Below are 22299 nucleotides of genomic sequence, written 5' to 3'. Positions count from 1 at the left end.
CTTCAGGCGAGCGCGAGCGCCATGCCGCCGCTACTCAAAGCCACATTCGCCGTCACCGTCGATTCCGGCCTTATCGGGACGGCCTGTCGCCAGACACGACCGCCGGGGGTCCTGAAAAACGCCACCACCCCGAGGAACGTGGCTTCCGGCGGGAACGCCACCGTCTTGGTGGCCGATCCGCCGGGAGAGACCGTCAACTGGTCGGAGCCGAGAAGGTCTGCCCCGAGTGCGGAGGCAGGGTCCGACTGCAGGGCGAAAATATCGGCAGAATTGAACTTTCCGACATCCTTGAGCCTGAGAACGAGCACGGTCACCGGGCGATCCCCGCCATCAGCGGCAAGATTCATCCCCGCCTGTCCCGTCGCCTTTACGGTCACGGTCGAGGATTTTGGCGGACCGCCCACGCAGCCGGAAATCAAGCCTGTCGCGCCGAGCATCATCAAGAAACCACGTCGTTGAAGCATCATTCTTTCTCCCCCTCTTCGTAGCCGTCCCGGAAATCGCTGCCGATTTCGCCGAGGAAGCGCGTAGATGCGCTCCTGGCTATTTCGCGATAGCGTTTCTCGTAAAGTTCCCAGAGCTTTGCCCGTCGCCCGCCCGCAAGCAGCGCGTCCCAGGCCGATTGAGACTTCAATTCGCTTTCCAGCGCTGCCGGATCGAAGCGCTCCACCATCCTTGCCAGCGCGGCTTGGACGCCGCGCCACGTGCGCACATGATGGTGGGCGAGATCGCGGATGGAACCGTTGATCGCCGCTTCGGGCGGCAGAAAGCCGGCATTGCGTTGCGCGAGGAACGTCGCGATCACATCGTCGACCGTCGGCATGAATTTGAGAGGGTTGACCTCGGAGGCCCCGACAACAGTCTGTGCGATCCGGGCCTCGCCCTTCTCCTCGGCCCGCTTGCGCAGGAGATGGATTAACCCTTCCAGCATCGTCCGGTATTCCCGACCGAAATTCTCCATTTGGACGACGGGATCGGCAGACGGAAATTCTTCGCCACTGAAGCCCAATCCGCGCAGAAAGGCGTCGCGAAGGTCGGCCTCAATGGGCGCTGACTTCTGCTGCCTCGGCACCGGCGGTGGTTCCGGATTGGGTTGCGGCCTGAGTTGTGGTGTGGCGATCTCCGGAGCCGGCTGCCCTGCAGCCGTGCCCGGCAGAAAAAGATCCCAGCCTCGGTTATCCTGCCGCTGGGCCGGCAGCGGATCGAGGCTGAACGGATCGTCGAACAGGGGCGCGCTATTTTGCGGTTCCTGCCGGTCGGGATCGGCAAACTGCGCCGCAGCGGGGTGTTCGAACGGGTCGGGCAATCCGGAGGGCCGCCGGGGGGATTCAACCGGCTCGCTGCGTTCGGAGAAGAACGAATCCCGTTCGAAACCGACCGGCGGCGGCGATGTCGCTTGTTCATGTGGGCGCTCTGCCTGCGTGCTTTGCATCTCGACGCGGACGACATAATTGCCGAGTTGCAGCCGGGCGCCGTCATGCAACGGAGCGGAATTTCCCGCTCCAAGTGGTGCGCGCGACCCGTCTATAAAGAGACCGCCGCTTGACGTATCCGTCACCTGGTATCGACCGTGAACGCAAGCAATGGTGCAATGGGCACGGGAAACATACATGTCCGGATCGTCGAGTCGCCAGTCGGCGTCTGCGCTGCGACCGATGACGAGCTCGCCCTCGACGAGCCGCATCTGGCGCACGGCCTGGGGCCTGGGGGACTGTTCAAGGGTAAGGATCAAGGCCATGCTGCGGCCTCCGCAATCTCTGGGCGAAAACCAACGAGGGTGCGCATGCACAAATCGGCCGCGTCGCCTCGATCCGGTTTCGGAGCAAGCCAGGCGATATGCCCGAGCCGCGCGTTTCCCAGTTGCGCTGCAGGAACCTCGTCTCGTTTGAGCACGAGCCTGACATCCACATCGAGCCCGTTTCCCATCAGATCGCGGATTGCCGTTTGCAAGGTTGTACGCCGTTCGCTGCCGGGCAGAAAGGCTGCGTAGTCATCAAGCGTCAATGGTCCGACGGAAAGTTCGATCCTCTGCTGTCGCTGGAATGTTCTCGGCCCGATCGTGGCGCTTCTGCAGAGCTGTGCGTAGGCGCCGGCAAGGCGGGACTGGATCCTTTGCGGTATGTCCATCCAGACGCCGACAAATTCTCGTAGCCTGAAGGGAACCTTGAAATGATCGCCAAGAAACTGCGTGAGCCTTTCAGGCCCATCGACTTGATGGGCAAGCGCTGCGGCGTGAGCAAGCTTCGTCATGTCGATCGCAGTCGGCTGAAGGTCTGTCCTGCCTCGCAGGCCGATCCCTGCCATGGCCGAAGCCATGGCGCGAATGCGACCGCCCTCGGCGCGCTCGATCTGGACGGCCGGGTGGGCATCCGCCCACGCCCGATAGAAAAGTGCGATCATGCGATGTTGAAGCACATTGACGAAGTCCACGAAGGTGGTGTCGCTGACCTCGCGCATGTCGGCACCGGCAAACCAACGCTGCGACAGGCGATCCAGCACCCAGCGCGTCAGATAAAGCGGCATCGGACCTTCCGGACCGAGCAAGCCGATCGTGGCCACCGTTACCCGGGCGGGCGCTGTTTCGGTGGAAGGCTCGAGCCTTGCAATGTCCTGCACGGCAAAACCCAGCCTTATGTGCTGCCCGAGCCTGGCTGGCTCCCGCTGCGGCGGGCCGGCCTGCCCGAAGATTCTGTCTGCATTTTCGAGCCGCCGCAGGAGCTCAAAAAAATCGAACTGCTCGGCTCGGACGGCGTCATTCTTCAGATCAGGAAGCGGTTGCCCGGCGTTATCGGCCATAGCACATCCTCCTGTTTCTGCAGGATCCGCGCTCTCGTTCGCACGAATCCGTTAATCGCTGCGTAGCGGGCAAAAAGCCTCGAGAGCAGCGCCGTAAGTAACAAACCGCTATGCCCGGCAAGCACCGACTGGTCGACATGCAGCGTGATGTCGCTGCCGCGGGCAAAGCACATCGGCCCAGCTATCGGCAGGCGCTCGATGAGAGGTCGGGCCTCGACTCTCGCAATGGCGCGTACATGCCGCGAGAGGCTTGGATCCCCCCGCTGCGCATAAAGATCGAGCAGGGCGTGCAGAGGGTCGACCCCGCGGCCTTCCTCCGCCAGGCTGAGAAAGTTCAGAGACAATTGAGCGATAAATCGCCATGCGAGTTCATCGGCTCTTGAGGCTTCGACGGCGCCGGAAGGAAGCGTTGCCGGAATGGCAGGCCAGGGCTGGCGCAGCGCGCCAAGCAATTGCACGGTCTCGACAGGATCGCCGCTTTCGAGCGTAAGGGAGGGCGTGTCGTCCAGTATCGGCAGGTCCCTGTTGGTGCACAGGGCCGTCACTTCAATCCGCTTGAGCGGTCGTCCGGCTTTCGACTGCGCCGGGCGTGAGAGCGTGATGAAGACATCGTCTCCGACATAGGATGTGCGGGTTTGTCCCTGACGAAGCTCGTCCTCGCTCGGACGCCGTGGGCGACGTTCTGTAAAATAGACCCAACCGTTTGTGCGGTTCTGTCCGAGACTGAAAAGTGCCGGTATCTCCGCATCAGAACCCTCGGCATCGGCGTCCTCGACACGCACGGCGCGATAGATTTCGAAATCGCGCGGCCGAGTCCGATCAGCGTGGAGGACCTGCCGGGTCCGCCGCGCATCGAGCTCAATGACGCTGCAGGAGCGCTCGAACAGGTTGATGATCGGCGTTGCGAAAAGCTCCAGATCCTTCGCAGTGAGGCCGGCAAGCTCCGGAACGGGCCGGCGAAGCAGGAAGACCAGTTCCAGCCTCTCGCCGCACCGGCGAACGACCGGTCGCATCCCTGTCACACGCGCATAGTGAAACCGCTCGGGGGCGATAAAATATTCGCGCAGGAGCCGGTAGCCCTCAAAAGTTTCGCGTGTGCGAGGCATAAGCGCCTCGTCGTCCGATATGCCGACCATCTCGGGCGCAGGGAGCGGCTCCAAGGGATTGTCGCGCCCCTCCGGGCGCGCGCCTACGCCACCGCAGGCGCCGAATAGCGTATCGAAAAGCAACGGCGCCTTGCTCTTTTCACTGAAATAAAAGTCCAGACGATCGAGCGACAAGTCGGCCAACTTGCCCTGGCCGGTTCGATTGATCGTGATGCTCAATGCGGACGCGCCGGCAACCCCGTCAATGGCTCCGATCCCCGCCGCCGCGAGTGCGCTTCGGTCCTGTATGTAGGTCACGGAACTGATCGCAAGCGGCCAGAGCGTCACGTCCTGGACCGTGGTGAAGATGGACCTTGTCGAAATTCCAGGTCTGACGCTCGAAACGAGCCGTGTTCCCCGCTTCAAAAGATGACCTGCAAGCATGGTTTGAACTTGCTGCCCTGGCTTCAGCAAGACCATCGCTGTCGCCGGAGCCGGCGAGACGAGGTCAGGATAGAAGTTCTCAAGCACGCTGCGAACATAGCGCGTGCTTTCGGCATCCACCTTCTGGCGGGTGCGCGCGGCCAGAAATGCGACGCCGTCAAGAAGCCGTTCGACAAAGGGGTCGGGACACGGAATGCTATCCAGAGAAAGGTTGCGCGCGATCGCGGGGTGCATATGGGCGAACTCGGCGGCAAGCGCACGAATATGGGTGAGTTCCTCCTCATAATATTCAAGGAAGACTCGATCCATTTCAGGTGTCCTTCAACTCGGTTCTGGCCGAGCCGTTGTCGAGATCGAGAATGGTGCGGATACGCAGCCGTTCTGGCGCCGGTGTCGTCAGGAGCAGCGCGTCAATATCGATCCTTAGGCCAATCGACTTGTCGCCAAGGCTGACGGTCACCTTGGTTGCGCCTTCCTTCAGCCGGGGCTCGAAGGCCGCAAGCACTTGTGCGATCTCCTTGGCGAGTTCCTCACGGTCGAAGTCACGCGATGAACGGCCCGAAAACGGCGGCACGCCGTAGTTGACCACACTGCGGCGCACCAGCGGAAAATCCTCAAGAGAGGGAGGGTTGTCGCCAGCCAGTTCGGCCTCGGCATCGGTTAAAAGGGGCGAGGATTCGAAACGTTGCACATTGAAAAGCGCCTCGATGTCGCGCCGCACCGCTTCACGCAGCACATCGCTCGAAACGACCACGCCGCGGCTTTCCAATTCCACGCGACGACGTTCCAGGGAAAGCAGACGATGGATGTTCTTTTTTCGCTCGCTACTGAGATCCGTTGCGGACTCTATTTGCCCGACACCGCCAGCGACCATCGCGTCCAGCCGCTCTGCGTCTATCTCGCTTTGCAACATCTGCCGGAGATCTTTGATCTCGGAGCCGAGCCCCGGCAGGTCATTGACCAAGCGATCCCACAAGGATGGCTGGATCGTTTCGCGGGTTGCGCGCTGGTGCCCGCCAAGCGGTCTCGACTCCCTTCCAACTTCTCTTCGCCAGCCGTCACTTGCCGACATAGACATCCATTTCGACCTCGTCCTTGTCATCGTAGTTGAACGCGATGTTCTTGTAGGCGAAGCCGACGCGCTCCTCGATGAGATCGGGTTCGTCCTCACTTGGCTTCATATTGTATTGGGTGACCGAAGCCTCTTTCAGCGTAACGACCAGATAATCGCTGGTCTCGCCTTCGATCGTTCTGCGCGCGGAGAACTTGACCTCGCCGAGAAGCGTGTTGTCGAACAGCGCCTTCTTCAGATAGGGCGAGGATTTGTCATAATGCTTGATGAAAGTGATCATGCCCAGACTGACGCGGCCCCGTCGCGACAGCGAATTGGGATCGTAGGGGGCGACCATCTCAAACTCCACGCCGTGGATTTCGATCTCTTCTTCGTGGCCATCGCGAACGCTCGGTCCCGTGATATCCGGCACCTTGAGAAAACCGTCAATTTTCATGAACAACCTCCCTTGTGAATTCAGCTCTTTGTCGACGGCAGCTCCGATACGAGACGCAGTGACGCATTGATGCCTTCCAACTGATAATGGGGGCGCAGATAAAACCGGGCATTATACCATCCCGGGCGGCCTTCGACGCTGTCGACCTGAACCTCGGCCGCAGCCAGCGGCCGTTTGGCGCGGGCCTTGTCGTCGGCAAAGGCAGGGTTGGCAAGAACGTAGCGATTGATCCACTCCGTCAGCCAGATCTGCATGTCGGACCGCTCCTTGAACGAACCGATCTTGTCGCGGGCGATTGCCTTCAGGTAATGGGCGAAACGCGAAACCGGAAAAAGATACGGTAGATTTGCGCTCAGCCGCTCATTGGCCTGTGCATCCGGATCGACCAGGCGCCCGGCCCGCGTCTCGTCATCCTGTAGCGAGTGCGCACCGATGAAGGCTGCGATGTCTGTATTCTTGCGATGCAGGATCGGCATGAGCCCAAGCTTAGCAAGCTCTGCCTCGCGGCGATCGTCGATGGCGACCTCCGTCGGGCATTTCATCGCGACGGTACCATCGTCAGTCGGGAAATTGTGGACTGGAAGATTGATGACCGCTCCGCCATTCTCGACGCCGCGAATTTGCGTGCCCCAGCCAAACAGCTTGTGGCTTCGATTGATATTGACCCCCATCGGGAAGGCAGCATTCATCCACACGTAGCGATGATGATCGCCCTGGACATCCTCCTCGAAGGCGAAGCCCTTTACCGGAATGGTTTCCGCGCCGTAGGGCAGGCGTGCAAGGACCCGGGGCATCGTCAGACCGATGTAGCGCGCATCCTCGCTCTCTCGCAGCGACTGCCACGACGCGTAGGCGGGCGATGAGACAATCTGTTGCAGGTCCTGGGGGTTTGGCAGTTCCTGCCAGCTTTCCATGCGAAAGAGTCGCGGGGCGGCGGCTGCAATGAAGGGCGTGTGCGCCGACGCGCAGATGCCGGACATGTTGCGAAGAAGAGCGACGTCCTTCGGGTGGTTGGAGAACTCGTAAGCACCGATCAGGCAGCCGTACGGGCTGCCGCCAAGCATCGAATATTCGTCGGTATAGACTTTCTTGAATATGGGGCTTTGGTCCCACATCTGGCCCTCGTAGTCTTCGAGCGTGTCGGCGAGGGCTTCTTTTGAAATATTCATGACGCGGATCTTCAGCTTCTGATCCGTCTCGGTATTGTTGACCAGATACCACAAACCGCGCCATGTTCCCTCGAGCTGCAGCACTTCGGGCGCATGGAGAACCTCGTTGACCTGTTCGGTCAGAAGCTTGTCGATGCCGGAGATCAGGGATTTGATCGACTTGATCGCATTCGAGGAAATTGTCGTCGACTGCGAGCGAGCGCGCGCTGCAAGCGCGAGATTCTGCACCAGGGTTTGCAGCTTGTCGCTGTCATCCTTCTTGACCTTGAAGTCCTTTTCAAGAAGGTCGCTGAATTCCTGAAGATCGACGCCTTCGGCTTCCTTGACGTCGACAGCGGCGGTTCTTTCCTGTTCGGCCATGGTTTAGCCCTCCGACTTGCTGCCATCATCAATCGCCTGGTCGGCGATTTTTGCTAAAAGCGGCTCGTTGTTCAAAAGCTGGGCGATACGTTTTTCGGCGTCGACGCGGCCATCCATGAAGCCCAGCAATTCCTCAAGCTGGCGGCGCATCTTCAACAGCTCGGCGAGCTGCGGCACCTGTTCGGCAATCCGGTCCGGCGCGAAGTCGCCCATGCTCGTAAAGGTCAGGTCGACGGCAAGTTCCTCGTCCCGCTCTTCGCCGGGCGGTTGGGGAAGCGTGTTCTTGACCCGCGCCTTGACGCGCGGGCTCAGCGCTTCCATGAAGCGACCGAACCGATTAGCGTCGGTTTCGACAAAGGTCCGGTCCCTCACCGATTTCAGAGCCTCAGGCGTTTCGGACGCACCGGCGAGATCAGCCATCACCCCCATCACGAAAGGCAATTCGATCGTGGTCGGGCTGCCATATGTTTCCACTTCATAGGCGATCTGGACGCGAGGCGCCCTGTTGCGTTCAATTACCTTCGCCTTAGTTTCGCTCATTGCTGGTCACCTTTTGTCCCAGGGGCAGGTTTCTTGCTTTCCGAAACGCCGGCCAGAAGCCGGAATTCTTTCAGCCCGGAAGGCGCAAGGTCCTCCATGAGCTCGAGAAAATCCATCGGCACCATGCGCTTGATCCTGCGGGCCAGATGGGGAATGGGGCTTGATGGCTCCGTACGGTCGTAAAAAGCGATGATGAGATCGATGCAGCGCGTAACTTCGTCTCGCGAACTCAGACGCGAGGGGAAGACCGTCGCCGGCCCGCTCGGGGCCTGGTCTGCCGCAACGCTGGCGGCAGCAGCTGGCGCGGGTTCGCCGCCGGCCGTATCCTCTTTCTGGCTCTCCTGTTGCGCATGACGCTTGGCACGCTCCAGGGTCGCCGACATGCGCTGCAGAAACCGGCTCAGATCTGGCAGGGTAACGCGCAAATCGCCGCCGATCTGCCGGTTGAGCGACTGCTCCGCCGCCTCCAGAGCTGCGGCGGCAGCCCGTGCATCGGCCGCCAGCGCCGCTGCTTCGTCAGGGGTCTGTTCGGCAAATGCCGCGCAACCGAACCGCACGCGATTGAGCAATTGATCATGTTCGCTGACGAGCGAGGCCTTCTCGGCCGTACTCAAACCAGGCGCCGCTTCGTTGAGAACGGTGCGGCTGTCGACCGCCCCCCGCTCCAGATCGCGTCCAGTTACCGGGCCGGCGCCACGAGGCGTAAAGAACGTCATTTTGCGCAGATCGCCGAGCAGACCATCCTTGTCATTTTGAAGCTGGATCAGTGCGTTGATACGGCGAAGAGCGGCCTCGCGGGGAGGCAGGCCGTCGCGAAGCTCCGGATGCATTGTCTGCCAGTGCATGTCGAAGGTTTGGCCGATCAAGTTCAATCCCTCGGCGAGGCCGGCCAGTCCTCGCTCATTTGCAAGGGCACGCGTTACAATCACGAGCAGCCTGAGATCGCGCCCGTGCGTCCGCAGTTCCTCTGATTTGCGTAGCACGATAGACCAGTCAACCGGCACTTCCGTTCGTGCGACGGGGTTGTTGCGCTCGTCGCGGCTGATTTCGATCTGGGGCTGTACGAGGCGTTCGAGCTCGTGGAATCGTCCGTCGTTCCGTAGGCTTTCGCCGGACGGGTTGTCACCGTTTAGCGGATTCAACCAGAGCGCAGAGTCGAACAACAGATCCCCCGCTTTACCGAATATTCTTCTCGCGATCCTGTTTTAGCATAAATTTTTGCTCTGTACTAATGCCACTTATCGACGAGCAGCAACTAATTCCGAGTGTCGATCAATCGGGTCGTAGTCGACAGGATCGAAACCTTCCCGCTGGAAATAACTGCATGTAAATCCTCGGCAAAGGACTTGGTGGATTCGGTTGTGGGGCGAAGTTGCGAGAACAGAGGACGGTCGGTCTGCATCGCGATTATCAGACTTCTGCCGAACGTGTTATCGACGGCGAAGGAAAGCTTTGCTGGATCGGTCGCTCCATCTGCGGTGGAGTAGGCGACACGGATGGTACGCATGCCATCGGACACCGTTCCGAGACCGGCAAGAGCGTTATCCGGGCGCTTGATGTTGGGAAGGACGTTGAACAGATTGCCGGTAACATCGGCGATCGCCACCCAGAGGTAGCCGTCCTTGATCGTTGCTGGAGCCAGCACATCGATGACCGGATTGTCGCCGACCGAGTAGACGCCAGACATGTTCGGTTCGGATTTGTCCCCATAACCGAGCACGATCGCCATGGGCCCTTGCGGCAGGTCGGGCAACAGTGACTGGACGACGCACAACTGATTATTGAGCACTGTTGTATCAAATCGCAGATCGCGATCGCCCAGACGCGGTGCGAGCGCTTGCCGGAGCGCTTCGATATCACCGCTCGCGGCGACGTTTCCCCGGATGGCGACTGTCGACCCAAGAGGAAAGTTCGCCCCCTCCGGTGCCTGGACGACAAGCGGGCCGCAGGTCTCCAACGGTGCGATGGCCGATTTTAACTGGTCGGGCGTCAGGCTTCTCGGTCCTGCGGCGATCCGCACGACAGGCTGGTAGCCGGCGGCCCTGCTCGCCTCGTTGAAGCGGCTGACGACGGTGTCACGCGCTGACTTGTCGGGAGCAAGGCCGGTGAGGCGAACGGTGCGGTCCGTGATATCAAGCCTCCACTCGTCCAGCCCGCCGGCGGCGGCAAAAAAGCTGTCGATGTCCTGTGCCCAGCGCTCGGAGGGTTCCCCCTTCGCAAGTGCAAGCGCATCCTTGGGTGCCGCCAGCCCGACTGCGCGCGTAAAACCCGCCAATATCGCCTGCTGCTGGTCGGCATCGGGAGCAAAGCCGGACAAGGTCGCCTGGCGTTGCCCGTCGAGCCCGGCGCTGAGTTTATAGGGCGCCTCGACCGGAAGGGTTTTCACAAACAGTCTGTCACCAAAGCCGGCAAACCAAAGTCCCGCGATCGCCGCTACCGCAGCAATGGCTAAGATCGCCGGCCAGGACCGCCAGCCGAACCTGGCGCCACGCCCGCCTTCCTGCCGGCCGCTGCCATCGGTCCGCAACAGCTCCGCCACCTGCTTGACGACGGCCGCAGCCGTCGGCGGGCGTCGCGAAGGGTCGGGTTGGGTGAGATCGTCGATCAGGGCCTTGAGCGGCTCCGGAACGCCGGTTGTGTCCAGCCGACGTTCCTTGTAGCGGACAACCTCACCGGGACTTGCTCCGACGTCGGGAACTTTACCTCGGAAGGTTGCAAGCAGGGATGCGCCCAGGGCATAAAGGTCGGATCGCGGCTCGGCCTCTCCGTGCAATTGTTCGGGCGCTGCATATTCGTATTTGCCGGCAAACTCTTTGCCGACGACTGTTCGTGCGCCCGTCTTGCTGTCCTTGGCAATGCCGAAGTCGATAATGACTGCCTCCTCCGGCCGGCCGCCGCGCAAGATTATGTTGTCGGGCGACAGATCGCGATGGACGATTTTGCGCTCATGCGTCGCAACCAGGCCCTCGGCCACTCTTTGAGCCACGACCAGCAGATCTCTTGAAGAAATCCCGCCCCGCTCGAGATAATCGTTGAGTGGCGTACCTGCGACGTAATCCATGACCAGATAGACGTAACCCTCGGCTGTCTGGCTGCAGTCGGTATAACGCACGACCGCGTCATGCGAGATGCCGCGCATCTCCTCTTCCCGCTTCATCAACTCCAGATAACCGGCATCGGCGGACAGCTCCCGCTTGAGTGCCTTGAGCGCCACGACCCGGCCGGTGATCTTGTTGCTGGCGCGATAGACTTCGCCCGTTCCGCCGCGGCCAAGCACACCCTCGATCTCGTAGGTATTGTTGAGTACCTGGTTCTTGCGGAAGATGTCACCGGGCAATGGGTCGATCATCTGGTAACTCCAAACCACGCCGTCACTATTCATCAAAGACATGCGGTTCGAATATTTGTCAAGAACACTATAATGTGGCAGTTTGCCATTGAGATTGAAGACTAGCTCGTTCATTCGAGAGCACGTGGGCAGGAGCCCGACCGGCATGCAACAGAACATGTCTTCTCACAGCTTCAAGCGTAAAGAACTGATCGGCAAGCTCGACCCTACATGCCTGCGTGCATTCAAGGCGGCAGCCGACGCCGCCAAGCTTCGGGGCAATCCCTATGTCGAACTCGTCCATTGGATCGAGCAACTGTCGCTTGTCGACCGCGCGGATTTCCAGCTGATCCTCGCCGACGCTGGCGTGGACCTCGGCCGCCTTGCGGCCGACATGGCACGGTCGATCGACAAACTGCCCTATGGCGCGACGTCCATAGAAGAGTTTTCAGATCACATATTTCACGCTGTCCAGGAAGCCTGGAGTCTCGCAAGCCTTCAATTCGGCTCGGAAGAGGTGCGCGGCGCTTACGTCCTTCTGGCCTGTAGAAAGGTGCCGGTGCTTGATGGCTTGCTGTTGAAGATCAGCGGTGAGTTCGACCGAATCGAAGCCGATTCCGTCCTTGCTCGCCTGGACGACGTACTCTCTCAATCCCTTGAAAATCGCGGCGGACGCGACCCTGGCCAACCGGTGCGCAAGGAACGACCGGCTGGCGGCGATTCCGCGTTGGCGAAATATGCGACTGATCTGACAAGGCGTGCTCGAGAAGGTAAGATCGATCCGGTTGTGGGTCGCGACCCGGAAATTCGCCAGATCGTCGATATTCTCATGCGCCGACGGCAGAACAATCCGATCCTCACAGGCGAGGCCGGGGTCGGCAAGACGGCGGTCGTTGAAGGCTTTGCGCTTCGCCTTGCGGCAGAAGACGTGCCGCCGCCACTCAAAGGGGTCGCGCTCCACATGCTGGATGTTGGCTTGATGCAGGCCGGAGCGAGCGTCAAAGGCGAGTTTGAAAAACGCCTCAAGACGGTGATCGACGAGGTTCAGGCATCGGAAACGCCGATCATCCTCTTCATCGACGAAGCACATACGCTGATCGGAGCAGGCGGGGCTGCGGGAACGGGGGACGCCGCAAATCTATTGAAACCAGCATTGGCGCGCGGCGAGCTTCGCACGATCGCGGCAACGACATGGGCGGAGTACAAACAGCACATCGAGAAAGACCCGGCGCTGACCCGGCGCTTCCAGGTCGTCAAGATTGAGGAACCCAGCGAAGAAGACGCCATTCTCATGCTTCGTGGCGTGGCGGGCATCCTCGAGAAACACCATCAGGTGCAGATCCTCGACGAGGCGATCGAAACGGCGGTCGGCCTTTCACATCGTTACATTCCGGCCCGCCAGTTGCCCGACAAGGCAGTCAGCTTGCTTGATACCGCCTGCGCACGCGTGGCGGTATCGCAGCACGCAACGCCGGCCGAGGTTGAAGATCTTCTGAGGCGCAAACAGTCTCTCGAGATCGAGCAGGGGATCATCGGCCGCGAAAGGTCCATCGGCATTGAGGTTGCAGATCGTCAAGCTAAGGTCGGGACCGCCCTTGGCGAGGTGGAGACGGCCCTGGCCGCGGCGCGAGCCCGCTGGGAAAGGGAAAGGTTGCTGGTGTCTGACATTCTTGACCTGCGGGCCAGGCTGCGCAGCGAGGGAGTTGGCCTGGATGCGGCGTTGTCGCAACAGGGCGATTCCGCGACCGCTGCGAACGCCCCCGACCAAAATCTCTCGGCGGCCAGCGAAGACGAAGAAGAAGCTCCGGACGGAAATGCCGACCTTTCGCGCCTAAGGGCACTTACCCACGAACTTGCCGAGATGCAGGGCGAAACGCCATTGATGCTGCTGTCGGTAGACCGCAACGCGGTCGCCTCGGTGGTTCAGGACTGGACAGGTATTCCCGTCGGGCGAATGCTCGCTGGTCAAACTGAAAGGGCGCTCAAGCTCGCTGGAATTCTGGGCGAACGCGTTGTCGGTCAGGACCTTGCCATGGAAGCGATCGCACGCCGGGTGCGGACCAGCCGCGCAGGACTAGGGTCGCCGGAAAAGCCGGTCGGCGTCTTCCTGCTCTGTGGACCGTCCGGTGTCGGCAAGACGGAAACGGCGCTCGCCCTCGCCGAGGCATTGTATGGCGGCGAACAGAACCTGATCTCCATCAACATGTCGGAATTTCAGGAGGCCCATACGGTTTCGACGCTGAAGGGAGCACCCCCCGGCTATGTCGGCTATGGCAAGGGAGGCATTCTGACCGAGGCCGTTCGCCGCAGGCCCTATTCCGTTATTTTGCTCGACGAGGTCGAAAAAGCGCATCCCGATGTGCACGAGATCTTCTTTCAGGTCTTCGACAAGGGGATGATGGACGACAGCGAGGGTCGACGGATTGATTTTAGAAATACACTCATATTGCTGACCTCCAATGTCGGTTCGGATGTCATCATGAGGCTGACCGGCAACGGGCTCTCCCGCACGTCAACCGAAGAACTCGAAGCCGCGTTGCGGACGCCGCTGCTGCAGGTGTTCCCGGCCGCCTTCCTCGGGCGCGTTATCGTCGTGCCCTACTATCCCCTTTCGGATTCGATGATCGAAGCAATCGCGCAGGCAAATTTTGCGAAGATCGCCGAGCGACTGCGTACGAGCCATAACGCCGAACTGGTCATAGGTGAGGGCGTTATCGACTTGATCAAGGCGCGCTGCACCGAAGTGGAGTCGGGCGGTCGCATGATCGATGCGATCTTGACCAACACGCTTCTGCCGGCCCTCAGCACCGGCATATTGAACTGGGCGCTGGATGGCAAACGCTTGACGAAGGCGACGGTCGGAGCGTCTGCGGACGGCTTCAGCTACGCCTTTGAATAGCAATTAGATCGCATCTGCAGCTGCCAATGCGCGTCTAGCTGACTGCCTGGAATTCGACGCGTCGGTTCTCGTCAGCCCTCGGTTTTTGTGGATCGAGCAGAAACTGCTCGCCAACGCCAACAGCCTCGAGCCGTTCACGAGGAATTTGGCAATCCTCTGTGAAGAAGCGCGCCACCTCCCTTGCACGCAGCGTGGAGAGATTTTGGTTGTACCTCGCTCCGCCGGAGGCATCGGTATGACCGACAATACGAATGAGCTTGATATCCATTTCTTTCACCACACTGCAGAGCTTCTGCAGCATCGGCTTCTCCTTGGGTGCGATGGCGGAGGAATCGAAGGCAAACTGCACGCGGTAGTTAACCTGATCATCGTCAGGCAGCTTCCAGTATGTCTGGGGTGTTGTTATCGTCGCTGCTGCAGTTGTTGGTGAAGTCTCCACCGGCCCCTGTCCGGGGGTCGGGTCGGCCTCGACTGTTGCCTCCTTAGCCACATTTGCCGAAGCGCCCGGGTTGGTACTCGCTTGAGTAGAGCCGATCTTGGCCGGCGGGGTCTCGGGCGCAGTGATCGGCACTGGCGTTGCCTCAGGCGCAGGCCCGGAATTGGTCAGCACGAGGCCGCGGGACGGCCCGAGCTTGGCCGCCTTGAACAATTCCATTTGCCTCTGGAAACGTTCCTTGAGCGCCGTCTCGTTTAGTTCCTGTGCACGCAATTCACTTTGTAACGTGAAGAATAAAGCGAGAGACACCAGCAGCTTCAAAGTCAGCAGGCGCTTCATTCTAGGTTCCTCTCGGCAAAAATGTTTCGCCTGGCCAAAAAATTACTATAGGATGACCGTGGGTGCAACCGCTTCCGTGGCGGCCCTCACGGCGGAGCGAATGATGAGGTTCTTCCGGTCATGACCCCGGAGTATCCCGATAGTCCCTCGACGCGGGTCCCGAGCTGGCCGGGCAGGCCGAAAGGGGCCGGGCTCAGCCACACCGGTCATGTTCGCAACCGCAATGAGGACGCAATACTCATAGATCCCACAGGCGTGCTTTGGGCGGTTGCCGACGGAATGGGCGGTTATGGCCACGGCGACGTCGCAGCAGGCCTGGTGATCGAGCATCTAGCTCTGCTTCCCCATGCTCCAATTTCGAGCGCCGATCTGGTGGGCGCGCTCGAGGCAGCCAATTCCGCCATTCGGCGATGGGCAACCTCGGCCGACGTGGCGCAGATGGGCGCAACCGTGGTGGCTGCGCTTCTGCACGGCGGCACTATTTCGCTGGCATGGGCGGGCGATAGCCGGGCCTACCGCTGGCGCGATCGTGAATTACAACAGCTGACGCGTGACCATTCGGTCGTGCAGGAGCTTCTCGACGATGGGCGCCTTTCTCCCGCGGCGGCCTGGCAGCACCCGCAAGCGCATGTTGTAACACGCGCGATTGGAGCGTCCGATAATCTTGTCGTCGAAACCACGGAAGTTTCGTTGTGCCCGGGTGATGTCCTCATTCTCTGCTCTGACGGGCTAACCGACTGTGTGGCGGACGCCGAGATCGCTGCCCTTATGGATGCCGTTTCAACGCCGGCGGTCACCTGTCAGCGATTGATCGGCGCTGCTCTCGATAACGGTGCCCCGGACAACGTTTCAGTGATTGTCGTTCAGATTGATGGAGCTGCGGTATCTTGAGGCAAATGAGTGCCATCGCGGCCATCGTCATCGGGATGAGCATCATTCTCGCAGCCCTCATCTTTGCGTTCGTCGGAAACCTCTTGCAAGATACGGAGCGTGATCCGAATGCGGGCAAAATAGATAGGCTCACACAGCAACTTGCCGAGCAGGACAGCGAAATCCGGGGGCTGCGCTCTGAATTGAACACCCTCAAAGGACAGATGGCGGATGTCGGCGGCAGGGTGATGGAGTTGGAAAAAGCTCCACCTCCCGGCCCTGCTCAGACAGCCCCCGTCATTAATCCGCAAGCCGTCCAACAGACCGATCCCTCACCGCTCTTCACGGACCAGTTCGGCGGTATGGCACCGCGTGAGGAAGAAGGAAATCTGACTGAACCGATGCAACTGGCCAAGAAGCGTTTCAACGAGAATGTCATACGCCCGACCCCGGCCGTGTTGCGACAGATATTGGGCGAGCCGAGAAGCACCTATTCAACCACCTGTGCACCGGTCACCAATCCGAAATTGCTGCATGTACTCGAAACCCGCGACATCGGCGGTATTCGTCTGACCATGATCAGACCAGCGCTCGATTCGCTCCAGCAGATCGTGGCGCGCCTCAAAAGAGAAGAGCCAGACATCTATGCCGCTATCGGAACCGCGGGCGCGCTCTGTGCAAGGTATGTACGGGGTTCTTCGAAGTCGGTGTCCTCACACGCGTGGGGGGCGGCCGTCGACCTGACGCTCAAGAAGAACCTCGACAACATGGGCGATAACAGCACGCAATTCGGGCTCGTGGTGCTCGCCGAGTTCTTCAACGAGGCTGGCTGGTATTGGGGGGCGGGCTATAGCCGCGAAGATTCCATGCATTTCGAGGTCGGCGAGGCGCTGCTGCGAAAATGGGCGGCTGAGGGCAAGCTGTGAAGGGGGATCTCGAACCGCCGGGTCCAGTCCCTATGCAAGCAGATGTGCTTGCCGCACTGGCACAGCCCCTATTGGATCTTGCAAGACGTGCCGAAAGCGAAAAGAAACCAGATCCACGCGAGCTTGCGGCAATGGCAAGGAACCTCGTCGCCGCCTTCGAGACCGAAGCGCGACGCAGGAAGGTCCCGCAGGACTGGCTCCTGGATGCCCGCGACGCCCTTGTCGCTTTGGTTGACGCGCGAGCGCGTAACAATCCCGCATTGTCGATCCGAAAATGGGAGCGCGCGCTTGCCGCGGCCCTGCCAATTGGGGGCGTTATGGCGGCCAGCAGGTTGGCCGAACGGGCGAGAGCGGCAGCGAAGGCAGGGCCCGCGAGCCGGGATCTCGCCCGCTTCCTCGGCCACTGTAACGACGCTGTCCAAGCGGCGCTTCTATCGGGCACACAGCATAAAACGCTCGCGGATCGCGGTCTCGCTGCTCTCTTGATCGGATTCTTCCTGGCAATTCTGGTGGTTTGGGCAGCATGGGCCGAATGGCGGTTTCGCGAGCGGCTTTTATCGCAACTGCCCGATGTCGCACGTGTCGTGGAAGCCGGACGCGTGGCAACACCGGCGGCGCGCGCAGCCCAACTCGATGCATTCCTTGCGGGAGTTCGACTTGTCGAGCAGGATGCACAGCGTTCACCTCTTGGTCTCATTCATCATTTGGGGATGTTCGATCCGGCAGAGGCCGCACGCCGGCGCTATGGCCAAGCCGTCGACGCCCTGGCCAGCGGTCCGCTTGCTGCAGCCCTTGGTGTTGCTATCGCCACGGAAGGAGAGGCGACCGCACTTTACGATTCCCTGCGCGCCTGGTCTATCTTGAAGGGCACCTCGGACTGGCAACCATGGTTCCTGGCCGGCTGGGTGGACGATCGAGCCCAGACATTTCCCGAACTTGCCGGCATGGCAATGCATGTCGCTGCCATGTCCGGACCTCCAGCAGATATTGAACAGCCGGATCCCGAAGCAATTGCTCAAGCCACACAGTTTGCTTCAGAGGGCTCTGCAAACGAGCGAGCCATGCTCGAACTCGCTCGTGCCGAGAAAACTGCGGGCCTTCCAGCCTGGTCTCTCGGGCAGGCAGCACCTGGTCTCGACAGGATATTGATCCGCAGATCCGGACTGCCAATCGAGCAGGCCGTGCCCGGTCTCTACACTGAGGCAGGATGGGCTTATGCACGCTCTGGCGCTGCAGAAGAGGCGATCGGGAAGGCGAAAACCGAAACTACCAACCTCCTGCAAGCCGCCGACATGGCGAGTGCTGATGCAGTTATGGACCTTCTTCAGAAGCGAACGCTGGAGACGTGGTCTCAGTACCTCGGCGATCTTCGTGTCCGGCCGTTCACCGACCAACCGAGCGCGGTTATCGTCAGCGGTGTGCTAAGCGCCACCAACTCGCCGCTCTCGGCCCTGATCCGTGAGGTATGGCGCCAGGCGGGCGGCACCGATCGCAGCCGCAGCCATGCAAACCAGCTTCGCATTGCCGCGACACTCGGGCCTGCCATCCAGTTCGTGGAGCAGGGTCGCATGTCGGAAATCTCGCGGCTTTTTGTGTCGCTGAATGTCGCGCTTGCCCTTCTCGACGTAAATTCAGAAATCGGCAAAAGGTCGTTGATGGATGCACAGGAGCGCGCCAACTCTGTCGTCGCCCTGCAGCAGGCGCCGCTCCTCGTAGTACAAATGGTCGAAGACGTGATCTCCCAGACGGCCTCTCCAAAGACGGTAGAAATGGCCGAAGATCCGGTCCCGACAGGAAAGTCACCGGGGGCTTGGGGCGAGATTGCCATGGCCTGCCAAGCTGCTGTTACAGGCCGCTATCCGTTCTTTGACGGCTCGGACGCGGATATGGCCGAAGTCGCGCGCATCTTCGCGCCGAATGGTCTGGTGGCGACCTATTTCCGGACGCAACTGGCGCCTTCAATGGACACATCAACGACCCCGTGGCGCTGGAAACCGGAAGCACGGCTTTCCGGCTACGCGCCCGAAAGTGCAACGTTCTTTCAGAAAGCTTCCGCGATCGGCGACGCGTTCTTTCGTCAGGGGACCGCGCCGCGGCTCCCTGTATCGCTGGAGGCACTTGCGCAGCGCGGTGCGGCTACCATCTCGATCGGCGGCGCTCACGCTCCGGTTACCACATCAGGCGGCGCGGTGACCTTCAACTGGCCGGGGGACTTGCCATCACGCGGCCTCGAAATCTCCTTCGATAGCGGCAGAGCTGTTGAGAAAAAGAGCGCGCCCGGGCCGTGGGGCCTGTTGCGCTTTCTGGACGGATCACGCTTGCGGCCACGCGACGGCGGCCGGCGTTTTCTCATAGACGTGCGAACAACCGGCGCGCGTGCCTACCTGCAGATGTCGTTCGCCGAGCCTGCCAACCCTGTCTCCACGCGCATTCTGATGCGGGAACTGACATGTCCATCAAGCCTCTGACCTCAATACGGATTGAGAGGTGGACGCACTCGACTCATAAAGTCACGTATGCCTGTCCGGCAGACACTCAATGTACCAGCAGGTGCAACCATGGGCGCTGCGGGTTCACGCTCTTGTGCAAATGAGATCACATAATGCATCGACTGGAAGTGGCTGTGTGCCGACGAACGGAAAAATCACCGATTGCCAACATATCGCTATTTCCGAGGGATCTCCGGTTCGAATCCTTTCAACTGCGCCAGACGTTCGATGATGGGCTGTCAGATTCTGCTCTCATTGCAAGAAAAAGTGAGATGTCGATGGCCTCCCTAGTTGTCCGGCGATTCGTGGATATATCGCATTTTTCTTCGGTTTATCCGAAGGCAGATGGTTTCCCTTTCTCCCAGGACCGCAGCGCACGCCAGAGCACGGTATTGTCTGCATAACCCAGCACACGCGCCACCTCGGACATCGGAGCGGCTTGCCGGTCGCCGAGATAATGGGCTGCGAGCGTCTGGCGGTGTTGGCGAACGAGATCGCGAAGCGACACGCCTTCCTCCGACAACCGGCGCTGCAGGCTTCGCGGCGACATCTTCAGTTCGGCCGCGAGGATTGCGACTGTGATCGGCTTGCGGCCGAGATAGATGCCGATCAGGGCCTGGACCTTTTCCGTGACGGCGTCGCCGGCCGTCGGATCGTCGACCAGATCGCCGATATGCCGCTCCAGGATCTCGATCAGACTTTTGTCTTCGGAGCGGTAGACACGATCGGCATCCGCTTTGTTCATGACGATCCGGTTGCCGGATTGGCCGAACAGGACGGGCGCGCCATAGATCCGTTCCAGCGCGCCGACATCGCGCGGAGCGTGATGTTCGAGCTGAATTTCGGTCGGCCGCCAGCCACGGCGGAAGCAGGAACGGACAAGCTGGCAGGAGGCGGCGATCGTGAATTCGCTGTCCTGCCGGCGCGGCCACATGCCGGGATCGACGATGCGGTAGCTCCAGATAAAATCGCCATTCTCTTCGAATACGCCCGAACTGGTCGCGCCCTGCACCGCGTTTACATATTTCGACAGCCGTTCGAAGGCACTGCGAATATTCTGCGAGAGCGCGAAGAGCATGCCGATGGGGCCGAGATCGGCGGGCTTGAACCCTGTGCCCATCCGGGCTCCCAGTGCCGGTTCGCCCGTTATCGTCGCGGCATCCTCGAACAGCGCGACGTAACGCGCCATAGGCAGGACTGTGTAGGGATCTTCCAGTTGCGAGCGCAGAATGCCGTGCGAAGCCAGAAGAAGGTCGGTTTTCCCGGATCTTTTGTCGATTTGTTGCACCAGCGGGATCAGGACAGAGGCTCGAATTGAAGCAACTGCGGGCATCCGGCTGATCAAATGCGATGCAACTGCCATTTTCAGCGTCTCCGATGACCGTCGTGGCGCGAATTATCGATTCATTGGCACAAATTGCAATTTCGGGGCCAGATCGCCGCGCTTACCCTCTTGGCAACAAACAAGCAAAGAGGGGTTCTCCATGACACTGGAAGCAAGCATGCCCGCGCCATCATCGCCGGAGCGTCGGCTGGCCAAGGACTCGGTGGGGCTTGCCCATATCGTGTTCTTCGTCGTTGCCGCGGCCGCGCCGCTCACGGCCGTCGTCGGCGCTTCGCCAGCCGCTTTTGCCTTTGGTAACGGCGCAGGCGTTCCTGGCGCTTTCATGCTCGCCGGCCTGCTTTACCTGCTGTTCTCGGTCGGCTTCACCGCCATGAGCCGCCATGTGGGAGGGGCGGGGGCCTTCTACACCTATATCACCCACGGCATCGGCAAGCCGGTCGGCGTGGGTGGGGCCTTTATGGCGCTGGTCACCTATAGCGCGGTTCAGATCGCCATTTATGGCCTGTTCGGCTTCTTCATGGCCAACGCCATAGCGCCGCTTGGGCTGGTCCTGCCGTGGTGGGTCTGGGCCTTCGCGGCACTCGTCGTCGTGCTGGTTTGCGGTCAGCGCAACATCGCCTTCTCAGGCGCGATCCTTGGCGTCTGCATGATTGCCGAAATCGGCATCTTGCTGATTCTCGATCTTGCCATCGTTTTCTCAGGCGGCGGACCGGAAGGCATTGCCTTTTCCTCCTTCGCGCCGTCGCAGGTCTTTACGCCTGGTCTTGGTGTGGCGCTGGTTTTCGTCATCGGTTCCTTCATCGGCTTCGAAGCCACGGCCATTTTCGGCGAGGAAGCCGAAGATCCCGAAAAGACCATTCCCCGCGCCACCTATGTTGCGGTGCTGCTCATCACCCTCTTCTATGCCTTCTCCACCTGGGCCATCGTGCAATTCTACGGTCCGGGCAATGTGCAGGCCTCTGCTGCTGCCGGGCTCGACAGCTTCTACTTCGCTGCCGCCAATTCCGTGCTCGGCGCATGGTCGAGCCAAGTGATGAACGTGCTGCTGATCACCAGCCTGTTTGCCTGCATCCTGTCCTTCCATAATACGCTCAACCGCTATTTCTTCGCCCTCGGCCGGGAAGGCTTGGCCGCCAAGGTGCTTGGCAAGGTTCACGCCAAGCATGGCTCACCCTACGCCGCGGGACTGCTGCAAAGTCTGATCGCGGCCATCGTCCTTGCCCTTTTCGTGATCATCGGAGCCGATCCATACACCGTGGTGTTTTCGTGGATGGCAGCGCTTGCAGGGATCGGTATTCTGCAGGTGCAGGTGCTGGTCTCCGTCGCGATCGTCATGTTCTTCCGCAAGACGCCGAACGGCTACAGCGCCTGGACCACGATGATCGCCCCGACGCTGGCGCTGCTCGGTCTCATCGGTTCGCTGGTGCTGGTCAGTTCCAATCTTTCCCTGCTTTCCGGCAGTGAAAGCCTGATCGTCAAGGCTTTCCCCTATGTCATGGTGCTGGTGGGCATTCTCGGAGCGCTGTTTGCAATCCACGTCAAGAGATCCAAGCCCGCTCTCTACGCCTCGCTCGGAAAGGTTTTCGAATGAGTGCCATTGCTGAACTTGCACCCGTCGATCGCCTTCTGGTTCTCGCTATCGCGATCCTTGCCGGCGCAACTTTGCTGATTGCCGTTGAGGCGCATGTCTTTTGCTCCGTGTTTTGCATTCACGCAGAAGCGATCATGACCGAGATGCAGATCTGCTCCGGTCGATCCTGATCAC

The 22299-nt window shown here is 60.4% G+C and carries 18 protein-coding genes; 6 read left to right on the top strand and 12 right to left on the bottom strand.

Translation table 11 applies throughout. The features are described from left to right. Positions 1 to 2 precede the first annotated feature (2 nt). From tssJ to J0663_RS28760, 10 genes are all read right to left on the bottom strand, one after another. Positions 3 to 464, bottom strand: a complete 462-nt coding sequence (gene tssJ / locus J0663_RS28805; protein ID WP_064684234.1) for a type VI secretion system lipoprotein TssJ — start codon at positions 462 to 464, stop codon at positions 3 to 5. Next, positions 464 to 1738 carry a type VI secretion system-associated FHA domain protein TagH gene (gene tagH, locus J0663_RS28800; protein ID WP_207246194.1) on the bottom strand — a complete coding sequence of 425 codons (1275 nt, stop codon included), beginning with the start codon at positions 1736 to 1738 and terminating at the stop codon, positions 464 to 466. The genes tssJ and tagH overlap by 1 nt, the downstream gene beginning before the upstream one ends. Then, a complete protein-coding gene (gene tssG / locus J0663_RS28795) occupies positions 1729 to 2796 on the bottom strand; it encodes a type VI secretion system baseplate subunit TssG (protein WP_207246190.1) in 1068 nt (355 codons plus the stop codon). Before tssG ends, tagH begins: the two co-directional genes overlap by 10 nt. Continuing rightward, positions 2760 to 4634: a type VI secretion system baseplate subunit TssF gene (tssF, locus tag J0663_RS28790; RefSeq protein ID WP_207246187.1), complete on the bottom strand. Its 1875-nt coding sequence runs from the start codon at positions 4632 to 4634 to the stop codon at positions 2760 to 2762. Before tssF ends, tssG begins: the two co-directional genes overlap by 37 nt. A 1-nt stretch (position 4635) precedes the next feature. After that, positions 4636 to 5397 (bottom strand): type VI secretion system baseplate subunit TssE, encoded by a 762-nt coding sequence (tssE, locus tag J0663_RS28785; protein WP_207246243.1) that lies wholly within the window; start codon positions 5395 to 5397, stop codon positions 4636 to 4638. After that, a complete protein-coding gene (locus tag J0663_RS28780) occupies positions 5384 to 5833 on the bottom strand; it encodes an Hcp family type VI secretion system effector (protein WP_207246185.1) in 450 nt (149 codons plus the stop codon). The genes tssE and J0663_RS28780 overlap by 14 nt, the downstream gene beginning before the upstream one ends. A 20-nt stretch (positions 5834 to 5853) precedes the next feature. Further along, a complete protein-coding gene (gene tssC, locus J0663_RS28775) occupies positions 5854 to 7362 on the bottom strand; it encodes a type VI secretion system contractile sheath large subunit (RefSeq protein WP_064684109.1) in 1509 nt (502 codons plus the stop codon). A gap of 3 nt (positions 7363 to 7365) precedes the next feature. Further along, complete coding sequence (gene tssB, locus J0663_RS28770; protein WP_009990230.1) at positions 7366 to 7902, bottom strand: type VI secretion system contractile sheath small subunit; 537 nt, start codon at positions 7900 to 7902, stop codon at positions 7366 to 7368. Continuing rightward, a complete protein-coding gene (gene tssA / locus J0663_RS28765; protein ID WP_207246183.1) occupies positions 7899 to 9065 on the bottom strand; it encodes a type VI secretion system protein TssA in 1167 nt (388 codons plus the stop codon). The genes tssB and tssA overlap by 4 nt, the downstream gene beginning before the upstream one ends. A gap of 92 nt (positions 9066 to 9157) precedes the next feature. Further along, on the bottom strand, positions 9158 to 11251 hold the full coding sequence (locus J0663_RS28760) for a serine/threonine protein kinase (protein ID WP_207246181.1): 2094 nt from the start codon (positions 11249 to 11251) through the stop codon (positions 9158 to 9160). Positions 11252 to 11396: 145 nt separating this feature from the next. Between J0663_RS28760 and tssH the strand changes: the two genes are divergently transcribed. Further along, positions 11397 to 14129: a type VI secretion system ATPase TssH gene (gene tssH / locus J0663_RS28755; RefSeq protein ID WP_207246180.1), complete on the top strand. Its 2733-nt coding sequence runs from the start codon at positions 11397 to 11399 to the stop codon at positions 14127 to 14129. Between the two features lie 34 nt (positions 14130 to 14163). Here tssH and J0663_RS28750 read toward each other — a convergent pair whose 3' ends face one another. Further along, positions 14164 to 14904, bottom strand: a complete 741-nt coding sequence (locus J0663_RS28750) for an OmpA family protein (protein WP_207246179.1) — start codon at positions 14902 to 14904, stop codon at positions 14164 to 14166. A 120-nt stretch (positions 14905 to 15024) separates the two neighbouring features. Between J0663_RS28750 and J0663_RS28745 the strand changes: the two genes are divergently transcribed. Genes J0663_RS28745 through J0663_RS28735 form a run of 3 tightly spaced genes read left to right on the top strand, consistent with a single transcriptional unit; the run spans position 15025 to position 19168 of the window. After that, positions 15025 to 15795: a PP2C family protein-serine/threonine phosphatase gene (locus tag J0663_RS28745; protein WP_207246178.1), complete on the top strand. Its 771-nt coding sequence runs from the start codon at positions 15025 to 15027 to the stop codon at positions 15793 to 15795. Between the two features lie 5 nt (positions 15796 to 15800). Beyond that, complete coding sequence (locus J0663_RS28740; RefSeq protein ID WP_207246177.1) at positions 15801 to 16700, top strand: M15 family metallopeptidase; 900 nt, start codon at positions 15801 to 15803, stop codon at positions 16698 to 16700. Positions 16701 to 16732: 32 nt separating this feature from the next. Continuing rightward, complete coding sequence (locus tag J0663_RS28735) at positions 16733 to 19168, top strand: ImcF-related family protein (RefSeq protein ID WP_207246176.1); 2436 nt, start codon at positions 16733 to 16735, stop codon at positions 19166 to 19168. Positions 19169 to 19520: 352 nt separating this feature from the next. Here the strand turns inward: J0663_RS28735 and J0663_RS28730 are convergent, their stop codons facing one another. Beyond that, positions 19521 to 20552: an AraC family transcriptional regulator gene (locus J0663_RS28730; protein WP_207246175.1), complete on the bottom strand. Its 1032-nt coding sequence runs from the start codon at positions 20550 to 20552 to the stop codon at positions 19521 to 19523. 121 nt (positions 20553 to 20673) lie between these two features. Here J0663_RS28730 and J0663_RS28725 point away from each other — a divergent pair, with 121 nt between their 5' ends. Both J0663_RS28725 and J0663_RS28720 read left to right on the top strand, forming a co-directional pair. Further along, positions 20674 to 22125: an APC family permease gene (locus J0663_RS28725; protein WP_207246174.1), complete on the top strand. Its 1452-nt coding sequence runs from the start codon at positions 20674 to 20676 to the stop codon at positions 22123 to 22125. Next, entirely contained in the window at positions 22122 to 22295 is a 174-nt protein-coding gene (locus J0663_RS28720) for a hypothetical protein (RefSeq protein WP_207246173.1), read from the top strand. Before J0663_RS28725 ends, J0663_RS28720 begins: the two co-directional genes overlap by 4 nt. Positions 22296 to 22299 lie beyond the last annotated feature (4 nt).

It is taken from the genome of Rhizobium lentis (assembly GCF_017352135.1).
GTDB lineage: Bacteria > Pseudomonadota > Alphaproteobacteria > Rhizobiales > Rhizobiaceae > Rhizobium > Rhizobium lentis.
Note: the sequence above shows the minus strand (reverse complement) of the source record. Positions and strands in the feature narration are given on the sequence as shown.

Bases quoted from the DNA above. Each gene is read 5' to 3' on its own strand.
- tssJ (WP_064684234.1), bottom strand. From the start codon at position 464: ATGCTTCAACGACGTGGTTTCTTGATGATGCTCGGCGCGACAGGCTTG.
- tagH (WP_207246194.1), bottom strand. From the start codon at position 1,738: ATGGCCTTGATCCTTACCCTTGAACAGTCCCCCAGGCCCCAGGCCGTG.
- tssG (WP_207246190.1), bottom strand. From the start codon at position 2,796: ATGGCCGATAACGCCGGGCAACCGCTTCCTGATCTGAAGAATGACGCC.
- tssF (WP_207246187.1), bottom strand. From the start codon at position 4,634: ATGGATCGAGTCTTCCTTGAATATTATGAGGAGGAACTCACCCATATT.
- tssE (WP_207246243.1), bottom strand. From the start codon at position 5,397: ATGTCGGCAAGTGACGGCTGGCGAAGAGAAGTTGGAAGGGAGTCGAGA.
- J0663_RS28780 (WP_207246185.1), bottom strand. From the start codon at position 5,833: ATGAAAATTGACGGTTTTCTCAAGGTGCCGGATATCACGGGACCGAGC.
- tssC (WP_064684109.1), bottom strand. From the start codon at position 7,362: ATGGCCGAACAGGAAAGAACCGCCGCTGTCGACGTCAAGGAAGCCGAA.
- tssB (WP_009990230.1), bottom strand. From the start codon at position 7,902: ATGAGCGAAACTAAGGCGAAGGTAATTGAACGCAACAGGGCGCCTCGC.
- J0663_RS28760 (WP_207246181.1), bottom strand. From the start codon at position 11,251: ATGATCGACCCATTGCCCGGTGACATCTTCCGCAAGAACCAGGTACTC.
- tssH (WP_207246180.1), top strand. From the start codon at position 11,397: ATGCAACAGAACATGTCTTCTCACAGCTTCAAGCGTAAAGAACTGATC.
- J0663_RS28750 (WP_207246179.1), bottom strand. From the start codon at position 14,904: ATGAAGCGCCTGCTGACTTTGAAGCTGCTGGTGTCTCTCGCTTTATTC.
- J0663_RS28745 (WP_207246178.1), top strand. From the start codon at position 15,025: ATGACCCCGGAGTATCCCGATAGTCCCTCGACGCGGGTCCCGAGCTGG.
- J0663_RS28740 (WP_207246177.1), top strand. From the start codon at position 15,801: ATGAGTGCCATCGCGGCCATCGTCATCGGGATGAGCATCATTCTCGCA.
- J0663_RS28735 (WP_207246176.1), top strand. From the start codon at position 16,733: ATGCAAGCAGATGTGCTTGCCGCACTGGCACAGCCCCTATTGGATCTT.
- J0663_RS28730 (WP_207246175.1), bottom strand. From the start codon at position 20,552: ATGGCAGTTGCATCGCATTTGATCAGCCGGATGCCCGCAGTTGCTTCA.
- J0663_RS28725 (WP_207246174.1), top strand. From the start codon at position 20,674: ATGACACTGGAAGCAAGCATGCCCGCGCCATCATCGCCGGAGCGTCGG.
- J0663_RS28720 (WP_207246173.1), top strand. From the start codon at position 22,122: ATGAGTGCCATTGCTGAACTTGCACCCGTCGATCGCCTTCTGGTTCTC.